The organism is Nonomuraea sp. H19, assembly GCF_052068215.1.
In the GTDB taxonomy this organism is placed as follows: domain Bacteria; phylum Actinomycetota; class Actinomycetes; order Streptosporangiales; family Streptosporangiaceae; genus Nonomuraea.
In genome coordinates this window covers 60,424-86,109 of sequence record NZ_JBQHCV010000028.1, presented here as the reverse complement: position 1 = coordinate 86,109, position 25,686 = coordinate 60,424, and the positions used below count along the sequence as shown (strand labels likewise).

Here is a 25,686-nt window from a genome sequence, read left to right as displayed (position 1 = left end):
GGCTGGGTCGCCCGAGGGGATCGCACCCAGCCTTGGGGCCGTGATCGCTGCACCGTTCATGGCATCCACGATCGCCGACCGCGCTGATACCGGGCCGTTGCCGTCCTGACGTGGCCGCTGACACGACACCGCATGGTCAGCGCGAGGGCTGGTCAGCTGGGTCGAGGGCGCCGGCCAAAGGGATCAGGGGGGCTGCGGTTCGCACGGTCCGACTACTGGGTGGCGGCACCGTACGCGGCCCCGCCGGTTCTACGCCACCACCCGGAATGTCGGTGAGCAGGGACCGGGAGGCGGTGGTGGAGGACGCGACGCTGGCCGCCCGGAACGCGCTGCTGGAGATGATCGATCATCTCGGGAGGCGGGGGTGGAGCGCACAGTAGGCACGCGTCATCGACAGCGTGGCCGTCGGCCTCAAGGTCGGTCAGCTGGTGGACGTGCTCAGATTCCTGGCGTCGGCGTTCGTGCCCGAGGACGTCTTCACCGGCGGATGAAGGTCGGGGTCAGTGCGTGCGCCAGACGCCTCTTCCAGACGTGCGCCTGGCCCTGGACCTGCGGATATTCGACCTGGAACTCATCCCAGTTCACGTCCCAGCTGCGAATCGTGTCCAGGTTGAACTCCGCCGCCTCCCGCTCGCCCAGCGCCTCCTGCAGAATCTGCCGGAGCAGCTCATGGGGCAGTGTGACGTGCTCGGCCAGCAGTACGGCGTCGTAGAGGTCCTTGCCCTGAGCCCATATGTCGGAGGCCAGCCAGAGGATCTTCCAGGCCAGAGACAGCTCGGGGGTGGCGGCCTGGACGGGGGTCGGCTCGCCGCCACCCGCCCGCGGGATCAGCGCCGTGACAGGTGGGACCGGCAGCCGCTCGTTGAAGACGAAGTCGAGCTGAACGGTTCCTGACGGCAGGCCCGCGGCGTGCCAGGTGAACACCAGACGCTGCCCCGGAGTGCGATCGTAGGTCCAGATGTCATCGACGCGGATGCCGGTGGCGTCGACGGTCACCGTGCCGGACGCGTCCGGATAGTCCGCCACGGCGCCGATGAGCCCCTTGAACATCTCCGCCGTGAACGAGCTCTCGAGTTCGACGTCATGCGGCACCACCACCCAGTCGAGGTCGCCCGGATCCCGGGCCTCCGCCCCGATCCATGCCTCCAGCAGCAGGCTGCCGCGCAGCACGAGGTTCTCGCACCAGGGCGAGCCCGCGACGATGCCGACCAGGTGGTCGATCGCCTCCCGCCGCGCCCGTCGCCAGCGCCGCCCGGTCTCCTCGTCCTCGAAGGCCGGCTCTCCGGCACGGAAGGCGTAGGTGAACTGCTTCAGCGCTGGATCGAAGATCCGCGGCTGGCGGACGCCGTCACCGCGTGTGAGAGGCAGGTACGTCACCGGGACGTCAGGTGATTCCTTCGCCGGCATGTCGTACCGGTCGGACACGGGCTGCTTCTTCTGCTTCCGTCGCGACGTCATCGTTCCTCGATCCAGCCGTTGTCGACGCCGGGGTTGTCGTCGTGCACCACGAACTCCTGCTCGGCCTCGAGCACCGCGAAGCCGGCCGACCTCAGCTCCGTCAGAAGTGCGTCGAACCGCCGCCTTGCCTCGGGCAGGCCGACGTTCCTGCAGCGCTGCGTCACGAACCGCTCATGGGAGCCGTCGGCACGCAGCCGCCTGGCGTTCCGCGACACGTGCGCCGAATGGCGTCCGGCGATCGTGGCCAGGGCCGCCGGGTCGTCGCGGACCGCCACCTTGGCGTGGTGCTCGAAATAGCACGCGGACAGCGCGGCCGCCGCCTCCGCGCTCGCCGGCACGTCATCGTTCCACGGCGCGGCCTCGATCTTGACCCGGACGACGTCGAAGCCCTCGTCACGCAGCCGCGCCACGCTGATCGCCGCGGCCACCCGCTGGCCGGTCAGGGTGCCGCGGCCGGTGAAGGTGAGCATGGGCTGGGAGGGGACCTCGCCGCGGGCGAGCACGATGTGGGTGACTTTTCCGCCGTTGCGGTCAGCCCAGAGGGCCAGGTGCTCGAATGGGGTGCCGGCCGCGACGGTCACATGGATGTCGAAGACACCTGCGAACTCCAGGCCGGACAGCGATCGTTTCCCCATGACCGCACATGGTTCCATCGGACGGCACCCGGTTCGACCGGTTTTCTCCTCGGTTAATGCAGGACCGACGTGTACCCCGAGCATCACCTACGCGAGACCGGCGGCCCTACCTCGGTGAGGCGGATTCATGCTCGCGCGGGTTGACGTTCCCCCGTTGCACGGCCCTCGGTTGCGGTTCCATGTCGCCGACTAACTCGCCCCACAGCTCGGCGCGGGGTGGCCAGGAAGGTGTCGACGGCCGAGGCGAGGCTGACGTGCCCGCCGCCCAACGCGGGTGATCTTCGGTGCGGCGCTCATGCCGGCCGCCAGATGCGGACGGCGTCCGGCGTGATGACGTCATCGTCCTGGGTCTGGGCGTGGTCGCGGCCCTGGTGGCGTTCGTCCAGTGGGCGGCGCGCGACATCTCCCGCGTCGCGCTCCCCTGCCTGATCGTCGCAGCGGCCGTATGGGCCCTCGGAGCGCTGGTGGTGGACGGTAGGTCGGCGTTCTACGGAATTTCGATCGTGGGTTCCCTCGCCATCCCCCAGCTACCGCGCTACCGAGGCGCGGCAGCCCTGGGACTGACCGCCTACGTGGCCGCGGTAGGCGCGGCGAGGCTGCTGGTGACCCAGGAAGATGTCTCCGGCGTACTGATCGGATACGTCATCGTCCCCGCGGGCATCACCGCGGTGCTGACCGGCCTCATGTTCCCCAACCAGAGGTTCTACGGCCTCGTCGCGGAGCTGGAGGAGGCCCGGGAACGCGAAGCGGAGCTGGCCGTCATCCGCGAACGCATGCGTTTCGCCAGCGATCTGCACGACATCCAGGGCCACACGCTCCACGTGGTGAAACTGAAGATCGCCCTGGCCCAGAAGCTGGTGCGCACCGACGCCGAGCGAGCGGAGCAGGAACTGCGCGAGATTCACGCCCTGGTCAGCGACACCATCACCCAGGCCAAGCAGCTCGCCTACGCGCAGCGGCGGCTCAACCTGTCCGCGGAGCTGGAGAACGCCAAGAACCTCTTCGAGGCCGCGGACATCAACGTGCGCGTCGAGCGCGAGGGCGAGGTCGATGCCCGCGCGGGCGAGCTGCTCGGCCAGGCCCTGCGCAAGACGACGACCAACATCCTGCGGCATGCGCAGGCCACGCAGGTACGCATCACCTTGTCGGAGTCGGGCATCTCCATCGTCAACGACGGCGCGCAAGACACTCCGCTACCCCCAGCTGCGAGGGCTCGCCACCCTCAGGGAACGCGTGGTGACCAACGGAGGTGAACTGACGGTGGAGCAGAAGGACGGGCGGTTCCTGACCGCGGCGGCCTTCCCGCACGGTCGCTCGGACACCGCCCTCTAGATCATGGAAGGACGACCGATGACCACCGTGGTGCTCGCCGATGACGAGGTCCTCCTGCGCAAGGCACTGGCGTCGTTGCTCCCGCTCGAGGGCGAGATCACCGTGCTCGCCGAAGCAGAAGACGGCGAGGCGGCCGTGCGGGCCACGCTGCGGCACCGGCCCGACGTACTCGTCATCGATCTGGAGATGCCCGGTGTGGACGGACTCGGCGCCGTCGCGGAGATCCGCCGGGCACGGCCCAAGCAGGTGATCCTCATGCTGACCCGCCATGCCAGGCCCGGCGTGCTCCGCAAGGCGCTGAAGCTCGGCGTGCAGGCTTCGTCAGCAAGTCCGCCGAACCGGCGCACATCGTCTCCGTCATCAAGACCTTGCACGGGGGCAAGCGATGGATCGACCCGGACGTCTCCGCCCTCGCCGTCATCGACGACTGCCCGCTCACCGACCGCGAGATCGATGTGCTGCGGGTGACCGGCGAAGGCTACTCGGTCGCCGACATCGCCGCCCGGCTCCACCTGGCAGAGGGCACGGTGCGCAACTACCTCTCCCATGCGATGCAGAAGACCCAGACCCGGACCCGGCACGAAGCGGCGCGGTACGCGCGTGAACACGACTGGCTGTAAGCGGGAACGACGCAGGACGGCTGCTGCCCACGCGGCTTCGGCTCCATCGGATTGTGACACCGGGCACCTTGTTGTCCTCGCACCGTTGTCCTGGCATCGTCGGCTGGTCACCCAACGCTGAACTTACCCGAACACGGCCGGGCGTCCGCCGGTCCCGGATGAGCTGCGTGACGGTTCCTCGCGTCGCAAGCCTCCGGCATCTTGGCGTGCGACTTCAGGCCTCGGGGCTCGGTCGGGCGTCAAGCTCCGGCAGTGATCGCAGGTCATGAGGCTTCACCAGGCCGTCTACGTCCCGCGATGCATGGAACACGAATTGAGCAAGCAGGTGGTCGCTCTCCTTGACCTTTGCGTCGAACTCCGGTCGTGACAGAGTGGGACGCATTTCGTCGATCGTCTCCAGTACGCGCTGGGCGCAGGCCGTCACGTCGTTGTCGCCGGCGATGATCTGGGCGCGGAAGAGGGCATGCCGGGCTGTTCCTTGAGCGCGGTCGCTTTCGGCGCGAGCTTCGTGATAGGTCGGCCCTCCAGGGTCATCCTGCTGTCTGTACCAACGCGTGATCCGCGCCTGTCTGTAAGTGGTTGCAGCGACGGCGAAGGCTCCATATGCCTCGATCCGCTCCTGTCGGAGGTTGGAGTCTCGGGACCGCATCTCCATCTGATCCGTCGTGCGGCGTTGTAACCAGTGCGTGACGATGGACCCCAGGAGGGTTCCAATTACGGCGACGACTCCTGCCAGCACAGCTTCCATGACCACATGGCATCACATTCAGTCTCGTCGGTCTGCCGAATGTGCGAGGCTGGATGACGAGCTGGTTGTGCTGCGCTCGCCCTCCGGGCTAGTCGGAGGCAGACGCAAAACCTTCCCTCTCGGTTCGCGCCAGCGGGCGCGCGAGATGTCGGCAGCGATCTGCTGTTCCTCGAACCTGTGGCGCACAAGGGCGTCAAGTTCATACGCGGGCTTGACCTTGAGCCCGAATCTTGTGCGTAGGTCTCCTTACGGTCATGTGTTCTCGCGAACTACATGGCACCGGTCAACTGTTGTCATGGCCCGTTAGGCTCGGCCGAAATCGGACACCAGGACTAAAAGGTCCGGTGGCCATCAGCCCAGAGCGGACGAAACTTCATCGCGAACCCAACGGGAGGGGCCCATGCAGCCTGACCAGGGTCCGTCGCTGTACGACCGGCTCGGAGGCGTCTACAACATCGCCGCGGTCGTCGACGACTTGATCGACCGGGTCATGAGCGACCCGCGGTTGAACAAGAATCCCGCCGTGGACGAGGCACACCATCGTGTCACCCCGGCGGGCTTCAAGTTTCTCGTCACGGAGATGGTCTGCGCGGCAGCGGGCGGCCCGCAACAGTACTCGGGGCGGACCATGGGGGACTCCCACCGCCACTTGGCCATCGCCGAGGACGAGTGGGAGTCCTTCATGGATGACCTGCACCAGGCGTTGGCGAAGTATCAGGTGCCGCCCGCGGAGGAGAGCGAGATCGTCGCCATCGTCGAGGGCACCAGGGACGCCATCGTCATGGTGCCTGCGCCTGGAGCGGGCCCGCCGAACCCGTAGAGACACGCAGGAGCTCGGTCATGTCGCAGTCAGCACATGAGGTCATTGGTGAGGTCGTCTCCCTCTGACGCCATCCCGTCAAGTCGATGATGGGAGAGGAACTCAACGCCGCCGAGGTCGGTGAACGCGGCCTGCTGGGAGATCGAGCGTACGCCCTGCTGGACGCCTCTGATGGGAAGGTGGCCAGCGCTAAGAACCCCGGTAAGTTAACCACCGGGGCGGAGGCCGGGGCGTCGGTGGGGGGTACACGGCGCAGGAGGGTGAGGGCGAGGACGGCCGCGACGGCGGCGAGGATCGCGGCCTGTAGGTAGCGCGATTTGCCATGATGGACCTGCGGCTCGGTCGTCTCGCCCCCGGTCTGGACGTGCAGGTGGGCAGGCGGCGAGGGTCGATGGGGCAGCGCCTGGCCGAGCGGGTCGTCGCCTCGCCTGAGCGCCGCGGCGAGGTGGTGCTGCACCGGCAGGCAGTTTGAATGCGGGGCGCTTGGGAGATGCGGCCACGCCGGACAGCCGGACGGCACGAGCCGCAGCCCGCAGCCGATCCGGCCCACGGGCGGGGCCGGATCATGGCGAGTTGGTCGTCGTCATCTCCTTCACGGTGCGGGTGAGGCCACGGCGATGTGCGGGCGTCCGGTGATGGGGTGCGGGCCGACATGGGCGCGGACGCCGAAGACTTCCTCGATGAAGGCGGGGGTCAGCACCTTCAGGGGAGGTCCGTGCCCGGCGACGTGGCCGTCGCGAAGGACGACGATCTGGTCGGCGTAGGCGGCGGCCTGGTCGAGGTCGTGCAGGGCGGCCAGCAGGGTGAGGCCGAGGGAGCGGATCAGGTCGAGCAGGAGGAGCTGGGATCCGACATCCAGGTGGTTGGTGGGTTCGTCGAGGATCAGCAGTGGTGCCTCCTGTGCCAGTGCGCGGGCGAGCAGGACGCGTTGCCGCTCTCCGCCGGACAGGGTGGTCATCAGCCGGTCGGCGGCCCAATCCATGCCGACCCGTTCCAGCGCGGTGGTGACCACGGCTCGGTCGGCCGCGGTCTCCCGGTCGAGCGGCCGTTTGTGGCTGTGGCGGCCGACTGCGACGACTTCGGCGACGGACGTGCCGTCGGTGGCCTGGTTGTGCTGGGGGAGGACGGCGCGGTGGCGGGCGGCTTGGCGGGGCCGCATCCGCCACAGGTCTTGGCCGTCCAGCCGGACCACGCCGCCCGAGGGGCGCAGCGATCGGTAGACGGTACGCAGTAGCGTGGATTTGCCGCTGCCGTTGGGGCCGACGAGCGCGACGAACTCGCCCGGCCCGGCGGTCAGGTCGACGTCGTTGACGATGGGGCGCGCGTCGATGCGGGCGCTGACGCCGGCGAGGTCAAGGCGCATCGGTGCCTCCGCCGGCGCGGCGGCGCAGCAGCCACAGGAAGAACGGCACGCCCAGCCCGGTGGTGAAGATCCCGACCGGCAGTTCATTGGGCCGGTCGGCTGTCCGGGCGGCCAGGTCGACCAGCACCAGGAACAGCGCGCCGGCCAGCAGGGACACGGGCAGCACACGGCGATGGTCGGCGCCGACGACGAACCGGACCATGTGCGGGATCATCAGCCCGATGAAGCCGATGCCGCCGACGACGCTGACCACGGTGGCCGTCAGCAGTGACCCCGCCACCAGCAGCCCGATCCGCAGAGCGGCCACCGGCACGCCGATGGCGACGGCCGCTTCCTCGCCGGCCAGCAATGCGTTGAGCGCGCGGGCCTGCAGCGACAACCACGCCATGCAGATGACGATGAGCAGGGCGGGCACGCCCAGGTCGGTCCAGGACGCGCCGGCGACGCTCCCCATCAGCCAGAACATCATGCCCTGCAGCTCCGTCGGGTTGAGCTGGAGCTGCACGAACGTCGTCGCCGCGGCGCACAGGTAGCCGATGGCCACGCCGGTCAGCACCAGCCACGAGTCCAGCAGCCGACCGGCGCGCTGGGCCAGCACGTAGACCAGCAGCGCCGACAGCATCGCGGCGACGAAGGCGGCGCCGGTGACACCGAGCGAGCCGGCCAGGCCCGCCAGCGCGGTGCCGCCGAGCGCGGGAACCAGCACCGCCCCGAGGGATGCCGCCGAGGACACGCCGAGCACGTACGGATCGGCGAGCGGGTTGCGGACCAGGGCCTGCAGGGCGACCCCGGCCACCGACAGGCCGGCTCCGGCGAGCGCGGCCAGTAGCGCCCTGGGCGTGCGGATCTCCCAGACGACCTGGCTGAGCAGCGGGTCGGCCTGCGCGCCCCGTCCGGTCAGGTGCGCCCAGACCACTGTCCAGACCTGGTCGAGGGGGAGGTTGACCGAGCCGACGGAGATGCCGGCCACCAGGGCTGCGATCAGCGCGGCGGCCAGGGCGGCCAGCAGCAGCCCTGTCGCGGGTCCGGAGATGAGATGCGGGCGTGGGGACGGCGCGGGCCTGGCCCGGCGCGTTTCAGGGGTCAGCGTGTCAGTCACCGGGGTGCACCACCTTGGAGATCTTCTCCACGGCCCAGGCGTTGAGCGGGCCTAGGTAGACGCCGTCGGAGACCACCGTGTAGGTCTTGGACTTGGCCGCGGCCCAGTGCGGGTAGGCGGCGAACAGCTTGGCCGCCTCCGCTTCGCCGTTCTCCTGCGGGGTGAACAGCCCGACCACCAGCACATCCACCTGGGCCGTGGCGAGTTGCTCCTTGTTGAGGGTGCGGGTGGCGTCCGAGGTCTGGCCGGCGAAGGCGTTGACGCCGCCGGCGGCCTTGATCACATCGTCGTAGATGCCGCCGGTCATCACGGCGGGCAATCCGTTGGCGTTCATCATGGCCATGCCGGGATAGGCGATGAGTACCTTCTTGGCGGGTCGGCCCGCCACGCTTGTCCGTACGGCCTCGATGCGGCCGCGCAGCTTGCCGATCAGGTCGAACGCGCGCTGCTCGACGTCGAACACCCGCCCGAGCAGGCTGATGAACTCCAACGAGGAGTTGATCGACTGGTTCTGGTAGGCGCGCTTCTCCTCAGGCGTCGCCTCGGGCTTGCCCATCGCGCAGTTGACGGGGTTGACCAGCGACGTGATCCCGGCCGCGGCGAGCTGCTCGCGGGTGGCGAAGCCGCGCTTGGCGTCGAACCCGCCCGACCAGGTGGACACCACCAGGTCGGGCTTGAGCTTGAGCACCTGTTCGGCGGGCACGTCGAAGTTCTTGTTCATCGTCAGCCCGCCGGTCGGCAAGGCCTTGATCTTGGCGAGCATGGACGGGTCGTCGGAGACGCCGTAGCTCTGGGCGTTGGCCAGGATGCTCTTGTCCAGGCCGAGCAAGATGAAGCTCTCCACCTCGCCCACGCTGGTCCCGTTGAGGATCAGCACGCGCTGCGGTGGCCGCTGGAAGGTGACCTTCATGCCGCAGTTGTCGAAGGTAAGGGGATAGCCGGTCCGGTCGGCAGGAGCGGCGGTCGGCGCGGAGGCGGCGGTGGCCCCGCCGCCAGAGCCGCCGGAGGCTCCGCAACCGGTGGCGGTCAAGGCCACCAGCGCAGACAACGCGGCGGCCAAGGTGTGGCGCAAACGACAATGTTTCATCGGTACGTGCTCTCTTCGAGGTCGCGTCTGGAAAGGCGTGCGCCGACGTCGGCCATGGTGGCGGACGGCGTGACGGCACTCGGCTGGTCCTCAGAGGAACCGCGACCGGCGACGATGGTGATCAGTGATCAGCGCGTGCCAGGGCAGGGGCCGGCCCCAGGCATGCCGCGATGGCGCCCGGTCCAGCAAGCGCATCTCAACAAACGCGGCGACGCTGTGGGTGGCACACCTAGCGGCCCGGCGGCACGTTCAGCGGCTCTGAATCAGGGAGCCGACCCGCGCAGCCGGCACACGATCACCGGATCAACCGGCCAGTGCGGTTCCGGCCTGCCTTCCAGGGGGTCCCCGCCGCACGAGGGCATGCGTCAGAAAGAGCCGGATAGACGCGGTCTCGTCCTCGCCCGCGTGCGCGATCGCTCGTGGCCCGGAGGAGATCCCTCCAGCTGTCATGAACAGCAGGACCAGTAACGGGCGCAGCACCCAGCCGGCCAGCTGCCTGACCAGGGCGCACAGGCCCGCCTCGACCCACCGCAGCCATACGGAGGTCACCAGCACGCCTGCCCCGTGCATGGGCAGCATCCCCCAGCCTGGGGAGAGCGCGTGATCCAACTGGCTCATGTCCATGCCCGGGGTGTGCACATGGTGTGCCATCGTCTGCTGGGCCGTGCTCTGCGTCAGCAGGACATGCAGGATGACCTGCGCCAATGCCGTGGCGGGCAGGATGGAGCCCAGACTGCGTTCACGGCCCGTCAACGCGAGCGCGGGCGGCAGGAGGAGCAGGAAACCGTTCAGCGCAGGCACCGGATCGAAGGAGCCCCCACCGGCCAGGTGCCCGAGCGTGGCCAGGGCAGCGCACGTGGCGGCGAAGCTCGCCGCGCGCACCCACCGCACCACCGAGAACGGACCCATCGTGGCCAGATCCTCCCACACCGTCGCAGAGGTCTATGGATCAGGTGACTCTCACCGCCGCCGGATCATGCCGACGCCTGTAGAGAGTGATACGCGGCCTGCGGCTTCCTGGTTCAGCCAGTGCGGGCCGGCTGACCGTGTCGCGGGATCGGCCGGCACCTTCGAGCCGGTGCTGGTGCCCAAGCGGACGGGCGTCGCTCCCGCCGCGCCAGCCAGCCGCCCAGGATCGGGCCGATGGGAAAGGCCAGCAGCGAGGTGAAGGTGAACGCCAAGCTCCCCGGCGCCCGGCCGGCGCTGCGCGGCGTGATCTGCCTGCACGGCGGCAAGGACGGTGAGCTGCTCGCACTGCTGGATTCGGCCACCGTGACCGCTTGGCGCACCGGCCTGGCCGCGGCCTTGGGCACTCATGTCCTGGCGGTGCCCCGATTCCGCCGCGGCCATCGGTGTGATCGGTGCAGGTGCGCAGGCCGGACGTGGCGCTCCCCGGAAGTGATCACTGGAGAGCCGTGTGCGGTTAACGCCGCCCGCACGGTTCGGGAGGGGCCGACGGAAATCCCAGAGTTCAGTCGAACCGAAGGTCCTTCAGGATGAACTCATGGGTCCTCGGCTCTCCTGGGCCGTATGGACCCTTGGGTTCGTGGCGACTCGCGGGGTCTTGGGTCAGGGTGAGAAGGCGGGCGCGGCCGTCCTCGGCGTAGCCGATGGCGTCTGGGATCGAGCCCGACTTAGCCGTCGCGATCACGGCTCGCGAAGTGGCTCGCCTGCGCGGAGACGTCCCGGTCCGCGATCCACGTGCAGCCGCTGTCTGGGCTTCTGGAGGAGGCGATGACCGCGTCGAGGCGGTCACGGGTACGCGTCAACGCGGCGATCTGGGCGTCGATGCGATCGCGCTCGGCGGCCAGCCGGGCCTGTGACTCCGGAGTGCTGACCTTGGCCTCGACGCAGGGCAGCAGCTCGGCGATGGTCCGGCTGGACAGGCCGGCCGCATAGAGCATCTGGATCAGCTGAACCCGGTCGGCCGCCGATTCAGGATAGTGGCGCTGCCCGGAGTCGCTCCGGTTCGCCTCCAGCAGTCCCTGCTCCTCGTAGTAGCGCAAGGCCCGCACGCTGACGCCCGACCGCGCCGCCAACTCGCCGATACGCATTGTGAACTCCATCACAAGACTTGCCTCTGACGTCAACGTCAGGTTTTAGCCTATCCGGCATGCAGATCAACGGAGCACACGTGCTGGTCACCGGCGCCAACCGCGGCCTGGGCCGGCAGTTCGTCCTTTCCCTTCTCGATCGTGGTGCCGGCAGGGTGTACGCCACCGCCCGCCGCCCCGACCTCATCGACGTGCCCGGGGTCGTCCCGCTGCGTCTCGACATCACCGATCCGGCATCGGTCGCCGCCGCCGCGGCAGCGGCACCCGACGTCAAGATTGTGATCAACAATGCGGGCATCTCCACCGGGGCAAACCTGGTCACCGGGGACCTGGACACGATCAGCCGCGAGATGGACACCCACTTCTACGGCACCCTCAACGTGATCCGCGCCTTTGCGCCCCAGTTGGCCGACGGCGCGATACTCAACGTGCTTTCGGCGATCTCGTGGCTCGCCTACGACGGCGCGGGCGCCTACCACGCGGCCAAGGCCGCCGAGTGGGCGCTCACCAACAGCGTCCGCCTGGAGCTGGCCCACCAGCGCACCCTGGTGACGGGCCTCCACCTGGGCGCTGCGGACACCGACATGATGGCCTGGTACAACGGCGACAAGACCGCCCCCGAGGTGATCGTCGCGGCGGCCCTGGATGGCATCGAGGCGCACCGGCCCGAGGTGCTCGCCGACGCCTGGAGCCGCCAGGTGAAGGCATGGCTGGCGGAGGACCCGAGCGTCATCTACCGGGAAGCGGCGGCCGCCCTCACCGCCTGACCTGCCGATCCCGAAAGTCACGGCACCCGCGGCCGTGACTTCAGGCCGCGCCCCGTACGTTGAGCCGCACTCGCCAGCAGGGTGGTACAGCGTGACCAGAATGATGCAGCCGCTGACATAGCCGCATCGTTGTCGGCGAAGGCCGTCCCGATGACGAGAAAGAACCAGGGATCTCAGAGAGTAAGCCCAGGTCCTGCGGCTATGGCCACGCTCAACCACGCAATGAACGCAGGGCTGCCTTGAGGATCATCGCAGGTCCGCGCCGAACTTCCTCGTCCGAAGGCGGCCACCCGCACGGCTCACGCCTCTATCAGTCGCGGCCTGGCCAGCGCGTCGGTGGCCGCGTCGAGAGACAGGCCCGAGGCCGTTGAGCTGACTCCTCGCCGTTGGGGCCCATCTGCCCAATGTGCAGTCGTGCTCAGACTGCACATTTCGGTACGCCGGGGTGGAGACTGCGGTCCGAAGCTCTCGCTGAGCAAATGGCCGCTTTATGTCCGGTAGATGCCCTGGTTCGCCCAGGACCCAACTCTCACAATCGTGCCGTGAACCTCCAGCGAATGATCCGGTTTTTACACATCACAGCCCTCTCGTTATTGATGGCTGTCTCCTCGGTCGTGCTCTGGGCGGGAGCGACGCCGGCCCACGCGGTGAGGGGCGGGAGTCCGGTCGCCGACGGCACGTGGGGTTTCGTGGCGAAGGTGAACGTCGGTGAGACGCACGGGTGCACTGGAGCCTTGGTCAGCCCGCAGTGGGTGATCACCGCCACCAGTTGTTTCGCCTCTGAGGGGGAGTCCGTCACGAGCGGGTCGCCGAGGGTGGCGACGACGGTGACGGTCGGCAGGGCGGACCTGTTCGGTTCGGGCGGGCGGGTGCTGCCCGTGGAGTGGATCCACCCGCACCGAGACCGGGATGTTGTGCTGGTCCGATTGTCGTTGCGGGTACTCGACGTCACGCCTGTCGCGGTCAGCTCCACCGTTCCTGCCGCGGGTAATGCGCTGCAGGTCGCCGGCTATGGCCGGACCGCTGAGCAGTGGGCGCCCAACCGGCTGCATGCCGCGCCGGTCGTGGCCGGAACCGTGGCCGCCGACTCGTTCGGTTGGACCGGAGCGAACGGCAGCGACGTGAGCGCCTGTCAGGGCGACGCGGGCGCGCCGGTTTTCCGTACGGGCGGGAGTCGCCCGGAGCTCGTCGGGCTCAGCTTCGGCGCGGGGCAGGGCGGCTGCCTTGGCGCGGCTGACGACGGGCCGCGCGGCGCCGACGCGGTGCGTGTGGACGATCTGGCGAGCTGGATCAGCTCGGTCGCGGCCGAGCCCACCACGTCCTTCCGCGCGTACGGACCCAGTTCGACCGGGATCGGCGGCTATGACCTGAAGGATGCCCGGGATCAGGTGGTGGCTTTCGACTATGAGCATTCGGGGAAGCTGGATCATCTGCTGCTTTACCGTCCGGAGGTTGGGACGGTCCACATCCTCAAGCGCGACAGTGGTGCGACGTTCACGCCGGTCTATTCCTCGACCGACGGTGGGATCGGTGGTTATGACCTGAAGAGTGCGGCGGACCGGATCATCGCTTTCGATTACACGGGTTCGGGGAAGCTGGATCATCTGCTGTTGTATCGGCCGGGGGTTGGGACGGTCCACATCCTCAAGCACGGCAGTGGTGCGACGTTCACGCCGGTCTATTCCTCGACCGACGGTGGGATCGGTGGTTATGACCTGAAGAGTGCGGCGGACCGGATCATCGCTTTCGATTACACGGGTTCGGGGAAGCTGGATCATCTGCTGTTGTATCGGCCGGGGGTTGGGACGGTCCACATCCTCAAGCACGGCAGTGGTGCGACGTTCACGCCGGTCTATTCCTCGACCGACGGTGGGATCGGTGGTTATGACCTGAAGAGTGCGGCGGACCGGATCATCGCTTTCGATTACACGGGTTCGGGGAAGCTGGATCATCTGCTGCTTTATCGTCCGGGTGGGCAGACGGCCTGGATCCTCGAACACGGTGCGGGCAACACGTTCAGAGCTGTGTTCCACAGCGCGGCCGGCATCGGTGGCTATGACCTGAAGGACCCCCAGGATCAGGTGGTGGCGTTCGACTACGACCATTCGGGGAAGCTGGATCATCTGCTGCTTTACCGTCCGGGCGCGCAGACGGCCTGGATCCTCGAACACGGCGCGGGCAACACGTTCAAAGCTGTGTTCCACAGCGCGGCCGGCATCGGTGGCTATGACCTGAAGAGCACGGCGGACCGCATCATCGCCTTCGATTACACGGGTTCGGGCGGGCAGAGCCATCTGCTCCTCTACCGACCGGGCGACCAGATCGCGTGGATCGTGGGCCGGGCTTATCCGCCTGGGCGGCCGGTCATGGTCACCGTGTGGCCCGTCATCGGCCCGGACTCCATCGTGGAGAAGTTCGCCTATCCCGTGGACTTTCCTCACGAGTTCGCAGGTACATCCGGTCAGGACGATTGGGGTACGGACGAGGCCGAGGCGCAGAACTTCGAACTGCTCTCTGGGAATGGCGGGATCATCTGGGTCTCGTGCACTGCGTCCACGGAGAACGGCGTCGGCGTGATCAAGGTGTTCCCGGGCTTGTTGAACGGCGAAACCGAGGTCGGCGAGCCGCACCTCGGCGTGACGGCGGTGTGCTTCAAGGTCCTCGCACCCACGGGATACGTGAAGCTCCGGATCCCGAACGTCTACGAGGTCCAGGGAGACAGCCGCTCACCGGGGGCCGGCCATGACGTGGACGCGACGGTTGTGAACGTGACGTCCGGCGCGGAGCGGACCAAGCGCGTCGAGCGGGACGAGAGCGAGCAGTTCGGACGTACGGACACCACATGTGACGAGAGTCACCCGGATTTCCCCGACAACTGCAGAGAGACCCTTCTGGAACTGCGGGTCGTCAACTGAGGGTGGAACGGCCGGCCGGCAGATGACATCTGGCCGGCCGTCCCGCCATTCATTCGGAAGTATCGGCCGAAATGGTGGAAGTGACTGCGATGAATGCGATTCGCGCGTTACGCGGCAGGGGTCTTTGGCAGGCGGCAAGTGTTATCGGCGTCGTACTCTCATTGATTCTCGTGGGCAGCCCCGTCGGTGAAGCACGGGCGACGGAGGCGGATCCACCCGCCGTGCCGGCATGCGAACGCCAAGTGGTTCTGGACGCATGGGTCACGGGCGGCGTGAACGTCCGTCCGGCCGCGGAGCAGGCTCTGCTCGGAGATAAGGCGGCGATCTGCGCCTTCCTTGACCAGCTTCCCCGGCTCGCGGCGCAGGACGATCGTGAACAGGTCGGCCGCATCAAGGCCCACGGAGGTCCCGAGGTGTCCGCGGCTGCCAACACTGCGCTGGTCTCGAACGACTCCGGTGCCGTGAAGGCCTTTCTCGCCGGTGGTTGGGAGACTGCTCGGGAGATCGACCTGCGCGCCAGCGTGAACGAGATGAAGGCAGCCGGTGGACCGGAGGTCAAGGCCGCCGCGAACGCGGTGCTGCGCAACGGGACGCGTGAAGCCTTGGGGCAGTTCATCGAGTCGGGATGGCGGCTGCCGTACAAGTTGGACCTGCGGGCGGTCGTCAATCGTGCGATGGCTGAAGGCGGCCCGGAGGTGAAGGCCGCGGCGAACCGGGCGCTTCAGGACGGCAGTCTGGAGATGCAGGAACGATTCGTTCAGATCGATTGGGGGGTGGCCCAGGCCCGGGACAACGAGAACCAGACCTTGAATGATCTTCGGGCGAGTGCCACCGAAGCGACTCGCCGTGCGGCGTTCGAGACGATCGGCGCAGTCGCGCAGGCCGACCGCGCAGAGGCTGAGTCCCTGGCGGCCAAGAACGATGCGCTTGAGGCGGAACGCCTCGCCTCGCAGGCCGGACGGGAGTCGGCGGAGGCCAAGCGTCAGGCACAACGTGCGGCTGAGGCCGCCGATCGCGCTGCGGCGGCATCCCGCGTCGCTGTACAAGCCGCGCGGGCAGCGGCGGACGCCGCGCGCGCCGCCGCAGGGGCCGCCGGACGCGCAGCGACCGCAGCGGCGCGGGCGCATACCAAGTCCGACGAGGCGTGGGCGGCCGCGGCAGCGGCAGAGCTGGACGCGGACGCCGCTGCTGAGGCGGAGGCTCACAACCGCGTCATGCAGCAGGTCGGTCCACAGATCTCCGCCTGGATCTCGCCCATCGACCAGATCATCGCCGTGAACCAGCAGGCGTTCGCCGCGGTCGCCGCCGCCGACTCGGCGAGGGCGAACACCGAGGCTGCCGGACGCGCGGCCGAGGCTGCCGGCCATTACGCAGGGGAGGCGAGCGCCGAGGCCAAGGCCGCGTTCGCCGCGGCCGCGCGTGCGGGAGCAAGCGCGGAACGGGCGAAGCGCGCCACCGCGGAAACGGTGCGTCACGCGAACATCGCCCAGGACGCGGCCGGCAAGGCGCGAGATGCCGCAACGCGTGCGGTGTCCTATGCGGAGGCGGCGGCGAGCGCCGCGGCGAGCGCGGCCGAGCACGCAGGCGCTGCTGTCAACGCGGCCGAGCTGGCGACGCAGCACGCGAACAACGCCTACCGCGCGGCGGAGGACGCGTTACAGGCCGCCGAGACGGCCCAAGCCGTCTACAAATCGGCACGTGAGGCAGACGCCGAACGACTCCAGAATGAGCTCGAGCTCGAGTTGTCCTTCGCCCGGCACATCAGCGCGGAAGCCGCCAAGGCCCGTTTGGGGGACGCTCGCGGTTTCGGAGTGCCGATGCGTGAGTACCACACTCCGCAGGTCGATGCGCTGATTGCCGAGGCCGCCGACTCGCGGACCGCTCCGGCAGCGGCGGTGAGCAAGGCGCGGGAAGTGGCTCGGTACTTCGCGACTGTGCCCGGTACGTGGACCAGCTCGGCGGCCGTGGACGCTCTCGGCGAGGACGATGACCTCCTTGTGCTCGAGTTCGTCAAGAGCGGGCTCGCGGCCGCCGAGGAGCAGGACGACCGCACAACGCTGACCGGTCTCACGGTCACCGGCACCCCGGCCATGAGAGCCGCTGCCCAGAACGCCCTCAATGGCGGGTGGCCCGACGTCATCGAGTTTCTCGACGACCCGGACTATCCCGAGCGAGCCGCCGAAGAACGAGAGCAGGTCGGGCGGATCCTCGCCGATGCCCGCAGCGCCGGCAAAACAGAGACCGAGCAAGCGGCGAACATCGCCCTGCGCTCGGACGATCCAGATGCCCTCGAGAAGTTCCTGGAGTCGACGTACAACACCGCTCACACGATCGACGTCCGGTCGAAGGTCGTCGCGATCGCCGGCGATGATTCTCACGGTACCGAAGTGCGGAACGCCGCCCAGGTCGCTCTCGCCGGCACGACGGCGATGCAGGTCGAGTTCTTGGAGGAGGGTCGGCACCGTGCGGCCGAACGTGACTACGCGACCGCGACGCACAACTACATCGCCACATCCTTGATGATCGAGACATCGCAGATCGCGCAGAGCGCCGTCGAGTTCGCGCGCACCGCGCAGGCCGCGGCGGCACGAGCCCGCGGTGCGGCGGAGCAGGCGATCGGTTACGCCAACGACGCCGGTATCGCAGCCGACCGGGCGCGGGATTACGCGAGCGACGCCGTCGACAGCGCACGCGACGCCGCCGCGTCCGCGGAACGAGCCGCGGAGGCCGTCCGCACCGCTGCCGCCGCGACCCAGCAGGCCCAGCAGTCAGCCAGGAAGGCGTCCCTCTCCGCCCGTTGGGCCCGCGCCTCGGCTGTTTCGGCGGCACAGGACGCGGCCAGCGCCTTCGCCGCCTACGACACCGCGTACGCGGCGCAGATCAAGGCCGGCCAGAGCGCGTCGGAAGCGGCTCGCATCGCCGCCGAGGTGTTCGAAGACTATCGGGCAGACGCCGAGTTGCGTCTGGGCGCGCTCAAGGCCGTCTGGTACGGCCACTGCAAGTGGGGACCCGAGGACGGCCTGCCTGGATACAACGACTGCAACGCTTACGCCGAAGAGATTCTCAACGACCCCAACGGGCCACTCCACGACCCGGACGGCTACGCCCAGGAACGAATCCAGCACTGCCGGAACCAGTTCGTCGGCAAGGCCCAGGACGCCTGCATGTCCGTCGTCATGAGCCCCCTTTTCTACTTCGCGGCAAGGGGGATCTCCGACCGGGAGACCGAAACCCACCGCCTCGCCGAAGAGTACATGGGCCTGTTCGGACTGGACCTGCTCAACGCCGCCTCCCAGTACTCGATCATAGGCAAGTGCAAAACCGCCGCCAAGGGAGGCGTCGCGACTGGAGGGAAGAAGTTCTCGGACTGCCTCACCGGACTCCTGGACATGGGCGAAGATCCCGACTGGAACAAATACGCGAGCCAGTGGAAGGGAACTTTCGTGGAGTCGCTCCTCCCAGAAGAACTCCGGTTCGCCGAATACAACTCGATCTGGGGAACGATGTACCTGCAAAGTCACCTGTCTGATCGGACCATCCTCTCGGCGCTTTATGAGACCAATCTCGCGACATCACTCCTGCGGATTCTCCCGATCGGGTGCGTTCAGGAGGGAGGGCAGTGCCCGTACGAGAACACCGCGCAACAGCTCAAGAACGTGAGCGAGTCGATCAAGCTGCAGAACAACCAGGGCTATATCGTCGACGGGTCCGGACGGGTGCTCGATGCGAACGGACTGCCGATCGCGAATCTGCCACCGGTCGACGATCTCCAGAACTGGGCAAGATATACAGTCGAGAGCGGGCTGCACGACGACCTGGCGGCCCTCGAAAACCGCCTCGCGCTGCTGTACAGGCAGGAGTTCGGTGTGCCCATCGCGCCCCCAGCGTGGCACCTGGAGACACAGCTCGCTTATCGCGTCGCCACGCGGGAAGTGGCGCTACGTGATAACACGCTACGGCTTGTCATGAACAACCGTGGCGGTGTCTGTGACGCGGTGCCGATCAACGGCACAGCACCTGATCAGCAGCGACAGGCCGTGGCAGGGTGCGTCCAAGCCATCAAAATGCTGCTTCCGGCCGGCACGACCATGATCATCTACTACCCCGACCCGGACAATCCGGCAGAACTGCTTGAAGTCACCGTGCGTGGCGTCGGCCGCTGGCTGGACTGAGTCTGCCGGGGGCATGTGGATGGGCCCGTAGCGAACTGGCCGGCCTGGGATATACGCCGTACGACCTGCGGCCGGCCAGCAGCGCCGGCAGCCTCGCCGCCGGCGCCGACGGCCCGCGCGAACCGCTGGCCGGGGGCCCTGATCGAGGCTCGGGATCTGCTCGCCGAGGCGGCCCACCGCGGTCTGTGCCACCTGCCCCCGACGTACGATGCCCGGCTCGCCGACGCGGCGCAGTGGTCGACCGCACTGGGGCTGCACCGCGTCGCGCAGGCTGTCACGGCCTTCGCGGCGACCCTGACCCGCGATCGTGCCGAGGCGATGGAGCGGACCTGGGCCGACGCGTTCCTGCGGCTGGAACTCGCCCTGGACCTATGCTGACCGGCTCAATTCCCTGTGACGATCGCGCTCTTGCCGCACCGGCGCCACTCGCTCATGGAATCCGCCGTCCGGGGACCGGGTGATGATCCCGGTCTCCACACCGTGCTCGGCCACGTCGCGGTCCGACTGCTGGAGCGCGAGGCAGATCCACCGGGTGACGACGAAGGCGACGACGGGCCCGATGACCACGGCGTACCGGAAGAAGATCGTCACGACGTTGAGGGTGAGCTGGAACTGGTGGGCGAGCTGATCGTTGGCCGCGGCTGCCCACAGCAGGGCGTAGAACGTGATCCCGGCGGCGGCGATGGCCGTCTTCACGGGCGTATCGCGCGGCCGGTCGAGCAGGTCACGCGCGGGTGTCTCGCGGGCGATGCGGCGCGTGCTCTTGGGCCGGCCCAGCGCGTCGCGGCGGTCGCGTCGCGCCAGGAGGAAGCGCTCGGCCATCGGGTACGCGGCCAGCGCGGTGAAGAAGACCCCGGGTACCACCACCGTGGGAACGAGGACCGCGAGGCTGAGCGTGTAGTTCCCGAGGGTGAGCTCCCATCCAGGCATGATCCGGAGGGCGCCGTCGAGGAACCCCATGTACCAGTCGGGCACCGAGCCTGCCGAGATCTGCGTCGGCTTGGCTGGGCCGTACAGCCAGATCGGGGCGATCTGGAACCCGAACCCGAGGATGATCAGCATGCCGATCGTCGCGACCGCCATCAGCGGGCGGGCGCTTCGCCGCGACGGCAGCGAGGCGACGAACCGCGAGTGGCTGTGCCGCCGCACCAGCAGCTCACGGGCGATCAGCAGCACGGCCATGACGGCCGCGAGCAGCAGGTGCCCGCCGTACATGACCGGAATGACCGTGTCACCGGGAAAGCCCGAGCCGAACAGCAGAGACATCAGCCACGTGCCCACCACCGGGATGGACTGCACGACCGACATGATCAGCCACAGGCTCCCGCCCGACAGCATGTCGTCGGGCAGGGCGTTGCCGGTCTCGCCCGCGAACATGCCCAGCGCCAGCAGCGCCACCCAGATCAGCCACTGCCGGATACGCGGGCGGCGGAACGCGCCGGTGAGGAACATGCGCAGCAGCTGCAACACGACGGCTGCCACGAAGACGAGCGCCGACCAGTGGTGCATCTGGCGGATGAGCAGGCCGCCGCGCACCTCCAGGCTCAGGTGCATGGTCGAGTCGAACGCCTTGCTGACGACGAGCCCGCGCAGCGGGCCGTAGGAACCGCCATAGGTCACCTGGGACATGCTGGGGTCGTAGAACAGCATGAGCATCGCCCCGGTCACCAGCAAAACGACGAACGACCAGACGGCGATTTCCGCGAACATGAACGACCAGTGAGAGAACTGGAACGAGCGGCGTATGGTCGGCAACGAACGCATCTGAGGCCCCCTAACCTTGCCTACACACAAGACGCGATCGGGCCGTCAGATGTGACGTCGATAGGGGCCTTTGTGACCGTGAATCACGTCACTACGGAGGGCCAGGACAAGGTCAGTCGCGCGTGACGGGTGTCAGCCACAGCCCGACGAGTGCATCGATCAGCCCGGTCGCGGTGTCGTGCCGGCTCTTGCGGGGTGTGGAGGCGCCTTCCGCGCGGGGTCGGTGCCCACCTGCGCGAGGAATCGGGCGTACCAGGTGGGGGAGCCGAGCCGCGCGAGATGCCGTTGGTGACCGGGCGCACTTTCGCGCTCATCGACGGCGCGATCGTCGCGCAGCCGGACACCGCCGGCGAACTCGGGCGCTATCTATGACATCGAGGTCGGAGCGGGAGCCGGGCAGCAGGCATACAACCGGGCCGCACCCCTCGTCCCCGGCCAGTGGACGGACTGCGAGATCGAGGTACGGGGCAACAGCTACACCGTGCGCGTCAACGGCCTCCAGACCACGACCTTCAGCAATCAGGACCCCGGTCGTGGCAAGGCCGCAGCCGATGACCCCCACTCCGGTTTCATCGGCCTGCAGGCTCATACCGGCCGGGTGGCCTTCAGGAACATCTTCATCAAGGTGTGAGCTCCGGCGATGTGACCGTCACCCCACCCGGGCGGGGGTCGGATGCGGGCTTGTCGGCCGAGGCCACGATGTCGGCGAGGGTGACCTCGCTGAGCAGGGCGTGTTCGTGGTCACGCATGGCCGACCAGACGTCGGCGAGCGGGCCCGCGACGCCGCGGAAAGGTTCCATGTCCTCCTCGATGCCTTCGGTCACCACGATGATGTCGGCCAGAGTGATGTCCTCCGGTGGGCGGGCCAGCCAGTAGCCTCCCTCCGGTCCTCGCTGGCTGCGGACCAGCCCCGCCCGCCGGAGCTGCAGCAGGATGTTGTTGCAGAACTTGAGGGGGATGTCCTGGCTGGAGGCGATCTTGTTGGCCGGCACGGGCCCTTGCGGTGCCGCCGCCAGGACGACGGCGGCGCGCAGGGCGTAGTGGGTGCGGGCGGAGATTCGCATCAGTTCGTGTGCTGGGTGAGCCCCCAGTGGCCCCGGCAGGTGGTGGTCATGGCGTGCTCAGCGCCAGCGGGCGGGCGGCCGGGCTGGGCCGTACGTGGACGTCCTGGCCGGGGTGGAGGTCCAAGCTCTCGACTGTGCCGCGGGTCACCTGGGCCCAGGCCTCCTGTCCGTTGATGAGCAGTTCCACCCGCACTTCGAAGCCGAGGCGGACCACCCGGGTAACGGTGGCGGGGGTGCCGCCCTCCAGAGGGCCGGTGCCGATCTCGATGTCGTGCGGGCGGACGAGGTGGCCGTCCAGTTCGGTGACCGGGCCGAGGAAGCGCATCACGAACGGGTCGGCGGGGGTGTCGTAGACGTCGGCGGGGCTGCCGACCTGCTTCACCTGGCCGTCGGCGAGGACGACGATGGTGTCGGCGACTTCGATCGCCTCCTCCTGGTCGTGGGTGACGAAGACGGTGGTGACGTGGACCTCGTCGTGCAGGCGGCGTAGCCAGGTCCGCAGTTCCTTGCGGACCTGGGCGTCCAGCGCGCCGAAGGGCTCGTCCAGCAGCAGCACCTCGGGCTCGACCGCCAGGGCCCGGGCCAGCGCCATGCGCTGACGTTGCCCGCCGGACAGTTGCGCCGGGTAGCGGTCGGCGAAGCTCTCCAGGTGGACCAGCTCCAGCAGCTCCATCACGCGCTTGCGGATCTCGTCCTTGGGTCGCTTGCGGATCTCCAGCCCGAAGGCCACGTTGCGGAACACGCTCAGGTGCTTGAACGCCGCGTAGTGCTGGAAGACGAAGCCGACGTTGCGCCGCTGCGGGGACAGGTTCGTGGCGTCCTTTCCGGAGATCACCACGGTGCCGGTGTCGGGGGTCTCCAGTCCGGCGATGACCCGCAGCAGGGTCGACTTGCCGCCGCCGGAGGGGCCCAGCAGCGCGGTCAGCGAGCCGGAGGCCACGTCGATGGAGACGTCGTCCAGCACCCGGGTCGCGCCGAAGGCCTTGTTGACGTTGCGTACTTCGATGGCCATGAGGTTCAGTCCTTGGGGCGCAGGATCTTGGTGAGCAGGAGAGTGACCACGGCCAGCAGGGCCAGGGCGGTCGCGGCGGCGAAGGCGGCGGGTTCGTCGAAGTTCTGGAAGCGTTCCTCGACGAACAGGGTCAGTGTCTGGGTCTGCTCGACCAGGCGGCCGGAGACGACGGCGACCGCACCGTACTCGCCCAGTGCCCGGGCCAGGCACAATACGACGCCGTAGGCCAGTGCCCAGCGGATCCCGGGGAGGGTGATGCGGCGGAAGGTCTGCCAGGCGCCGGCGCCGAGGGTTCGGGCGGCCTGCTCCTGGTCGTCGCCGAGTTCCTCCAGGACGGGGATCACGGCCCGGACGACCAGTGGCAGGGAGATGAACACGGCCGCCATCACCATGCCGGGGGTGGAGAAGATGACCTGGATGCCGATGCTCTCCAGCCATCCGCCCGCGGGGGCGAAGCGGCCGTAGACCAGGATGAGCGCCAGGCCGACCACGACGGGGGAGACGGCCATGGGGAGGTCGATGAACGCATTCAGCAGCCGCTTGCCTGGGAAGTCGCGGCGCACCAGGAGGATGGCTGTGCCGACGCCGAAGATGGTGTTGGCCAGCACGGTCCAGAACGCGACCGTCAGGGTGACGGCGAACGCCGATTGGGCCTGCGGCGTGGTGAGCGAGTCCAGGACAGGGCCGAGGCCGTTCTGGAAGGTGCGCCAGCCGATCAGCATGACCGGCACCACCAGTAGGAAGGTCAGATAGGCCAGGGCCAGTGCGCGGAGTCCGTACTTAGCCACGGCGGCTCCCCCATCGCTGCAGAAGATCGAGGGCGAGCAGGGTCACCAGGGCGACGACGAGCAGGACGGTGGAGGTCGCGGCCGCGCCGATCGGGTTGTCGGTTTCGATCTGCCCGAAGATGTACACCGAGGCCACCTGGGTCTTGAACGGCAGGTTCCCCGAGATCAGCACGACGGAGCCGATCTCGGCCATCGATCGGGCGAAGGCCAGCGCGGTGCCCGACAACATCGCCGGGACCAGGTTGGGCAGGATGATGCGGCGGAAGATCTGCAACGAGCCCGCGCCCAGCGAGGCGGCGGCCTGCTCCATGTCGGCGTCGAGCTCCAGCAGCACCGGCTGGACCGTGCGGACCACGAAGGGCAGCGTGACGAACAGCAGGGCCAGTACGACCCCGGCCCTGCTGTAGGCCAGATCGAGGCCGAGCGGGCTGTTCGGCCCGTACAACGCCAGCAGCACCAGGCCGGCGACGATGGTGGGCAGCGCGAACGGCAGGTCGATGAGCGTGTCGACGACGGCCTTGCCGGGGAACCGGTCGCGGACCAGCACCCAGGCGATGACCGTGCCCATGACCAGGTTGATCACGGCCACTACGAAGGAGGCGCCGATGGTCAGCGTCAGCGCCGCCCAGGCATCCGGCGTGGTGACCGCGTCCCAGAAGTAGCCGATCCCGCGCTCCTGCGAGCGCCACACCACGGCGGCCAGCGGGATCAGCACGATCAGGCTCAGATAGAGAACGGCCGAGCCCAGCCCGAGCGCGGTGCCGCCCCGCCCGGACAGGCCGCGCCGGGCCCGCGGGGGCGGCGTGCCGCCCCCGGGGGGAGCTGTCTCGACACTGGTGGTGGCGGGCATCGTCACTTCTCGATCGAGACCCCGAGCTTGCGCTCGACGTCGGCCATGATGCTGCCCTTGGGGTCGAAGAACTCGGTGGTGACCTTCGACCAGCCGCCGAGGTCCGCGATGGTGAACAGGCCGGGCGGGTTGGGGAAGGAGACGCCCGGCACGCCACCCTTGATCACCGGACGGTAGCCGTTGTCGGCGAAGATCTTCTGCGCCTCGGGGGTGTAGAGGTACTTCAGGAACGCCTGGGCCTCCTTCGGGTGCTTGGAGTTCTTGGTCACGGCGACCGGGTTCTCGATCAGGATGGTGGAGTCCGGGACCGTGTAGTCCAGCGGCTGGTTGCTCTGCTGGGCGAAGATCGCCTCGTTCTCGTACGCCAGGATGGCGTCGCCCTTGCCGCTGGAGAACGTCTGCAGCGACTTGCGGGCGCTGTCGTCCTGCACCGGCACGTTGGCGAACAGGGAGTTGAGGAAGGCCACGCCGGCTTCCTTGTCGGCTCCCTTGTTGGATTTGGCGCCGTAGCCGGCCAGCACGTTCCAGCGGGCGCCGCCGGAGGTGAACGGGTTGGGGGTGATGACCTCGACGCCAGGCTTGATCAGGTCGTCCCAGGTCTTGAGGCTCTTGGGGTTGCCCTTGCGGGTGGCGATGACCACGACCGAGTCGGTGACCATACCCTTGGTCTCGCCCGTGTTCCAGTCTTCGGCGACCAGGCCCTTCTTGACCAGGCGGGTCATGTCCGGCTCGAGGGAGAAGGCGACGATGTCGGCTGTCAGGCCGGCCTCCACGGCCCGGCTCTGGTCGCCCGAGCCGCCGAAGGACTTGGTGAAGGTGACGTTCTTGCCCTCCGGCGTGGCCTGGAACGCCTGAATGATCTTCTCGTATGCCTTTTGCGGCGTGGAGTACGCCACCAGCGACAGCTGTACCTTGTCGCCCGAGCCTGCACCGCCCCCGCAGGCGGTGGCCAGGGCGGTGACCGACGCCACCGTCGTGGCCGCCGCCAGACTCCGAAGCCTGCGAACGTTCACCAGTTCTCCCTATTTCCTACTTAACTAGTCGCTATATAGTAGATAAGGCGGCGGGAGTGCGTCCGGCAAGAGCTCGCAAGTCTTCGTTATCGTTCCGTGTTGATCGTTGGCGCTGGTAGTCATGA

At 68.2% G+C, this 25,686-nt stretch carries 22 protein-coding genes and 2 pseudogenes; 10 read left to right on the top strand and 14 right to left on the bottom strand.

Going from position 1 to position 25,686, the window contains the following annotated elements:
• Nucleotides 1–477: 477 nt before the first annotated feature.
• The gene (locus ACTMTI_RS44615) at nucleotides 478–1,458 is read right to left on the bottom strand and encodes a nucleotidyl transferase AbiEii/AbiGii toxin family protein (RefSeq protein ID WP_441126901.1); all 981 of its coding nucleotides are present in this window, start codon (nucleotides 1,456–1,458) and stop codon (nucleotides 478–480) included.
• The gene (locus ACTMTI_RS44610; protein WP_441126900.1) at nucleotides 1,455–2,093 is read right to left on the bottom strand and encodes a hypothetical protein; all 639 of its coding nucleotides are present in this window, start codon (nucleotides 2,091–2,093) and stop codon (nucleotides 1,455–1,457) included. Before ACTMTI_RS44610 ends, ACTMTI_RS44615 begins: the two co-directional genes overlap by 4 nt.
• 284 nt (nucleotides 2,094–2,377) lie before the next feature.
• Between ACTMTI_RS44610 and ACTMTI_RS44605 the strand changes: the two genes are divergently transcribed.
• Both ACTMTI_RS44605 and ACTMTI_RS44600 read left to right on the top strand, forming a co-directional pair.
• Nucleotides 2,378–3,346, top strand: coding sequence for a sensor histidine kinase (locus ACTMTI_RS44605; protein WP_441126899.1), 969 nt, complete (start codon nucleotides 2,378–2,380; stop codon nucleotides 3,344–3,346).
• A gap of 97 nt (nucleotides 3,347–3,443) precedes the next feature.
• Nucleotides 3,444–4,045: pseudogene (locus ACTMTI_RS44600) on the top strand (response regulator transcription factor).
• A gap of 214 nt (nucleotides 4,046–4,259) precedes the next feature.
• Here the strand turns inward: ACTMTI_RS44600 and ACTMTI_RS44595 are convergent.
• Complete coding sequence (locus tag ACTMTI_RS44595; RefSeq protein WP_441126898.1) at nucleotides 4,260–4,793, bottom strand: hypothetical protein; 534 nt, start codon at nucleotides 4,791–4,793, stop codon at nucleotides 4,260–4,262.
• A gap of 400 nt (nucleotides 4,794–5,193) precedes the next feature.
• On the opposite strand from ACTMTI_RS44595, the gene ACTMTI_RS44590 reads away from it, so the two are divergent.
• From ACTMTI_RS44590 to ACTMTI_RS44580, 3 genes and pseudogenes are all read left to right on the top strand, one after another.
• Nucleotides 5,194–5,613, top strand: a complete 420-nt coding sequence (locus ACTMTI_RS44590) for a group I truncated hemoglobin (protein ID WP_441126897.1) — start codon at nucleotides 5,194–5,196, stop codon at nucleotides 5,611–5,613.
• A gap of 80 nt (nucleotides 5,614–5,693) precedes the next feature.
• Nucleotides 5,694–5,924: pseudogene (locus ACTMTI_RS44585) on the top strand (hypothetical protein); the annotation flags it as partial.
• A gap of 11 nt (nucleotides 5,925–5,935) precedes the next feature.
• Nucleotides 5,936–6,085 carry a hypothetical protein gene (locus tag ACTMTI_RS44580; protein WP_441126896.1) on the top strand — a complete coding sequence of 50 codons (150 nt, stop codon included), beginning with the start codon at nucleotides 5,936–5,938 and terminating at the stop codon, nucleotides 6,083–6,085.
• A gap of 120 nt (nucleotides 6,086–6,205) precedes the next feature.
• Here the strand turns inward: ACTMTI_RS44580 and ACTMTI_RS44575 are convergent, their stop codons facing one another.
• The 5 genes from ACTMTI_RS44575 to ACTMTI_RS44555 all read right to left on the bottom strand — a co-directional run bounded on the left by ACTMTI_RS44575 (nucleotide 6,206) and on the right by ACTMTI_RS44555 (nucleotide 11,216).
• The gene (locus ACTMTI_RS44575; RefSeq protein ID WP_441126895.1) at nucleotides 6,206–6,976 is read right to left on the bottom strand and encodes an ABC transporter ATP-binding protein; all 771 of its coding nucleotides are present in this window, start codon (nucleotides 6,974–6,976) and stop codon (nucleotides 6,206–6,208) included.
• Entirely contained in the window at nucleotides 6,966–8,075 is a 1,110-nt protein-coding gene (locus ACTMTI_RS44570) for a FecCD family ABC transporter permease (RefSeq protein ID WP_441126894.1), read from the bottom strand. Before ACTMTI_RS44570 ends, ACTMTI_RS44575 begins: the two co-directional genes overlap by 11 nt.
• Entirely contained in the window at nucleotides 8,068–9,147 is a 1,080-nt protein-coding gene (locus tag ACTMTI_RS44565; protein ID WP_441126893.1) for an ABC transporter substrate-binding protein, read from the bottom strand. Before ACTMTI_RS44565 ends, ACTMTI_RS44570 begins: the two co-directional genes overlap by 8 nt.
• Nucleotides 9,148–9,465: 318 nt before the next feature.
• Nucleotides 9,466–10,071 carry a hypothetical protein gene (locus ACTMTI_RS44560; RefSeq protein ID WP_441126892.1) on the bottom strand — a complete coding sequence of 202 codons (606 nt, stop codon included), beginning with the start codon at nucleotides 10,069–10,071 and terminating at the stop codon, nucleotides 9,466–9,468.
• Nucleotides 10,072–10,796: 725 nt separating this feature from the next.
• Entirely contained in the window at nucleotides 10,797–11,216 is a 420-nt protein-coding gene (locus ACTMTI_RS44555) for a MerR family transcriptional regulator (protein WP_441126891.1), read from the bottom strand.
• Nucleotides 11,217–11,275: 59 nt separating this feature from the next.
• On the opposite strand from ACTMTI_RS44555, the gene ACTMTI_RS44550 reads away from it, so the two are divergent.
• The 4 genes from ACTMTI_RS44550 to ACTMTI_RS44535 all read left to right on the top strand — a co-directional run bounded on the left by ACTMTI_RS44550 (nucleotide 11,276) and on the right by ACTMTI_RS44535 (nucleotide 19,448).
• Entirely contained in the window at nucleotides 11,276–11,983 is a 708-nt protein-coding gene (locus ACTMTI_RS44550; RefSeq protein WP_441126890.1) for an SDR family oxidoreductase, read from the top strand.
• A 542-nt stretch (nucleotides 11,984–12,525) separates the two neighbouring features.
• Entirely contained in the window at nucleotides 12,526–14,898 is a 2,373-nt protein-coding gene (locus ACTMTI_RS44545; RefSeq protein WP_441126889.1) for a S1 family peptidase, read from the top strand.
• Between the two features lie 71 nt (nucleotides 14,899–14,969).
• A complete protein-coding gene (locus ACTMTI_RS44540) occupies nucleotides 14,970–19,070 on the top strand; it encodes a DddA-like double-stranded DNA deaminase toxin (RefSeq protein ID WP_441126888.1) in 4,101 nt (1,366 codons plus the stop codon).
• 15 nt (nucleotides 19,071–19,085) lie between these two features.
• Nucleotides 19,086–19,448 carry a hypothetical protein gene (locus ACTMTI_RS44535; protein WP_441126887.1) on the top strand — a complete coding sequence of 121 codons (363 nt, stop codon included), beginning with the start codon at nucleotides 19,086–19,088 and terminating at the stop codon, nucleotides 19,446–19,448.
• On the opposite strand, the gene ACTMTI_RS44530 is transcribed toward ACTMTI_RS44535, so the two are convergent.
• Complete coding sequence (locus ACTMTI_RS44530) at nucleotides 19,440–20,834, bottom strand: cytochrome b (RefSeq protein WP_441126886.1); 1,395 nt, start codon at nucleotides 20,832–20,834, stop codon at nucleotides 19,440–19,442. The genes ACTMTI_RS44535 and ACTMTI_RS44530 overlap by 9 nt on opposite strands.
• A 364-nt stretch (nucleotides 20,835–21,198) precedes the next feature.
• On the opposite strand from ACTMTI_RS44530, the gene ACTMTI_RS44525 reads away from it, so the two are divergent.
• On the top strand, nucleotides 21,199–21,465 hold the full coding sequence (locus ACTMTI_RS44525; protein WP_441126973.1) for a 3-keto-disaccharide hydrolase: 267 nt from the start codon (nucleotides 21,199–21,201) through the stop codon (nucleotides 21,463–21,465).
• Here the strand turns inward: ACTMTI_RS44525 and ACTMTI_RS44520 are convergent.
• From ACTMTI_RS44520 to ACTMTI_RS44500, 5 genes are read right to left on the bottom strand one after another with little or no spacing between them, the layout of a single operon-like run.
• Nucleotides 21,455–21,898 carry an RrF2 family transcriptional regulator gene (locus ACTMTI_RS44520; protein WP_441126885.1) on the bottom strand — a complete coding sequence of 148 codons (444 nt, stop codon included), beginning with the start codon at nucleotides 21,896–21,898 and terminating at the stop codon, nucleotides 21,455–21,457. The genes ACTMTI_RS44525 and ACTMTI_RS44520 overlap by 11 nt on opposite strands.
• Before the next feature lie 46 nt (nucleotides 21,899–21,944).
• Nucleotides 21,945–22,910: a sulfate/molybdate ABC transporter ATP-binding protein gene (locus tag ACTMTI_RS44515; RefSeq protein ID WP_441126884.1), complete on the bottom strand. Its 966-nt coding sequence runs from the start codon at nucleotides 22,908–22,910 to the stop codon at nucleotides 21,945–21,947.
• Between the two features lie 5 nt (nucleotides 22,911–22,915).
• Nucleotides 22,916–23,698, bottom strand: a complete 783-nt coding sequence (locus ACTMTI_RS44510; RefSeq protein ID WP_441126883.1) for a sulfate ABC transporter permease — start codon at nucleotides 23,696–23,698, stop codon at nucleotides 22,916–22,918.
• Nucleotides 23,691–24,548: a sulfate ABC transporter permease subunit CysT gene (cysT, locus tag ACTMTI_RS44505; RefSeq protein WP_441126882.1), complete on the bottom strand. Its 858-nt coding sequence runs from the start codon at nucleotides 24,546–24,548 to the stop codon at nucleotides 23,691–23,693. Before cysT ends, ACTMTI_RS44510 begins: the two co-directional genes overlap by 8 nt.
• Nucleotides 24,549–24,550: 2 nt before the next feature.
• Complete coding sequence (locus ACTMTI_RS44500) at nucleotides 24,551–25,561, bottom strand: sulfate ABC transporter substrate-binding protein (protein ID WP_441126881.1); 1,011 nt, start codon at nucleotides 25,559–25,561, stop codon at nucleotides 24,551–24,553.
• Between the last annotated feature and the right edge of the window lie 125 nt (nucleotides 25,562–25,686).

Bases quoted from the DNA above. Each gene is read 5' to 3' on its own strand.
- ACTMTI_RS44520 (WP_441126885.1), bottom strand. From the start codon at position 21,898: ATGCGAATCTCCGCCCGCACCCACTACGCCCTGCGCGCCGCCGTCGTC.
- ACTMTI_RS44590 (WP_441126897.1), top strand. From the start codon at position 5,194: ATGCAGCCTGACCAGGGTCCGTCGCTGTACGACCGGCTCGGAGGCGTC.
- ACTMTI_RS44555 (WP_441126891.1), bottom strand. From the start codon at position 11,216: ATGCGTATCGGCGAGTTGGCGGCGCGGTCGGGCGTCAGCGTGCGGGCC.
- ACTMTI_RS44550 (WP_441126890.1), top strand. From the start codon at position 11,276: ATGCAGATCAACGGAGCACACGTGCTGGTCACCGGCGCCAACCGCGGC.
- ACTMTI_RS44575 (WP_441126895.1), bottom strand. From the start codon at position 6,976: ATGCGCCTTGACCTCGCCGGCGTCAGCGCCCGCATCGACGCGCGCCCC.
- ACTMTI_RS44540 (WP_441126888.1), top strand. From the start codon at position 14,970: ATGGTGGAAGTGACTGCGATGAATGCGATTCGCGCGTTACGCGGCAGG.
- ACTMTI_RS44515 (WP_441126884.1), bottom strand. From the start codon at position 22,910: ATGGCCATCGAAGTACGCAACGTCAACAAGGCCTTCGGCGCGACCCGG.
- ACTMTI_RS44560 (WP_441126892.1), bottom strand. From the start codon at position 10,071: ATGGGTCCGTTCTCGGTGGTGCGGTGGGTGCGCGCGGCGAGCTTCGCC.
- ACTMTI_RS44595 (WP_441126898.1), bottom strand. From the start codon at position 4,793: ATGGAAGCTGTGCTGGCAGGAGTCGTCGCCGTAATTGGAACCCTCCTG.
- cysT (WP_441126882.1), bottom strand. From the start codon at position 24,548: ATGCCCGCCACCACCAGTGTCGAGACAGCTCCCCCCGGGGGCGGCACG.
- ACTMTI_RS44580 (WP_441126896.1), top strand. From the start codon at position 5,936: ATGATGGACCTGCGGCTCGGTCGTCTCGCCCCCGGTCTGGACGTGCAG.
- ACTMTI_RS44610 (WP_441126900.1), bottom strand. From the start codon at position 2,093: ATGGGGAAACGATCGCTGTCCGGCCTGGAGTTCGCAGGTGTCTTCGAC.
- ACTMTI_RS44615 (WP_441126901.1), bottom strand. From the start codon at position 1,458: ATGACGTCGCGACGGAAGCAGAAGAAGCAGCCCGTGTCCGACCGGTAC.
- ACTMTI_RS44530 (WP_441126886.1), bottom strand. From the start codon at position 20,834: ATGCGTTCGTTGCCGACCATACGCCGCTCGTTCCAGTTCTCTCACTGG.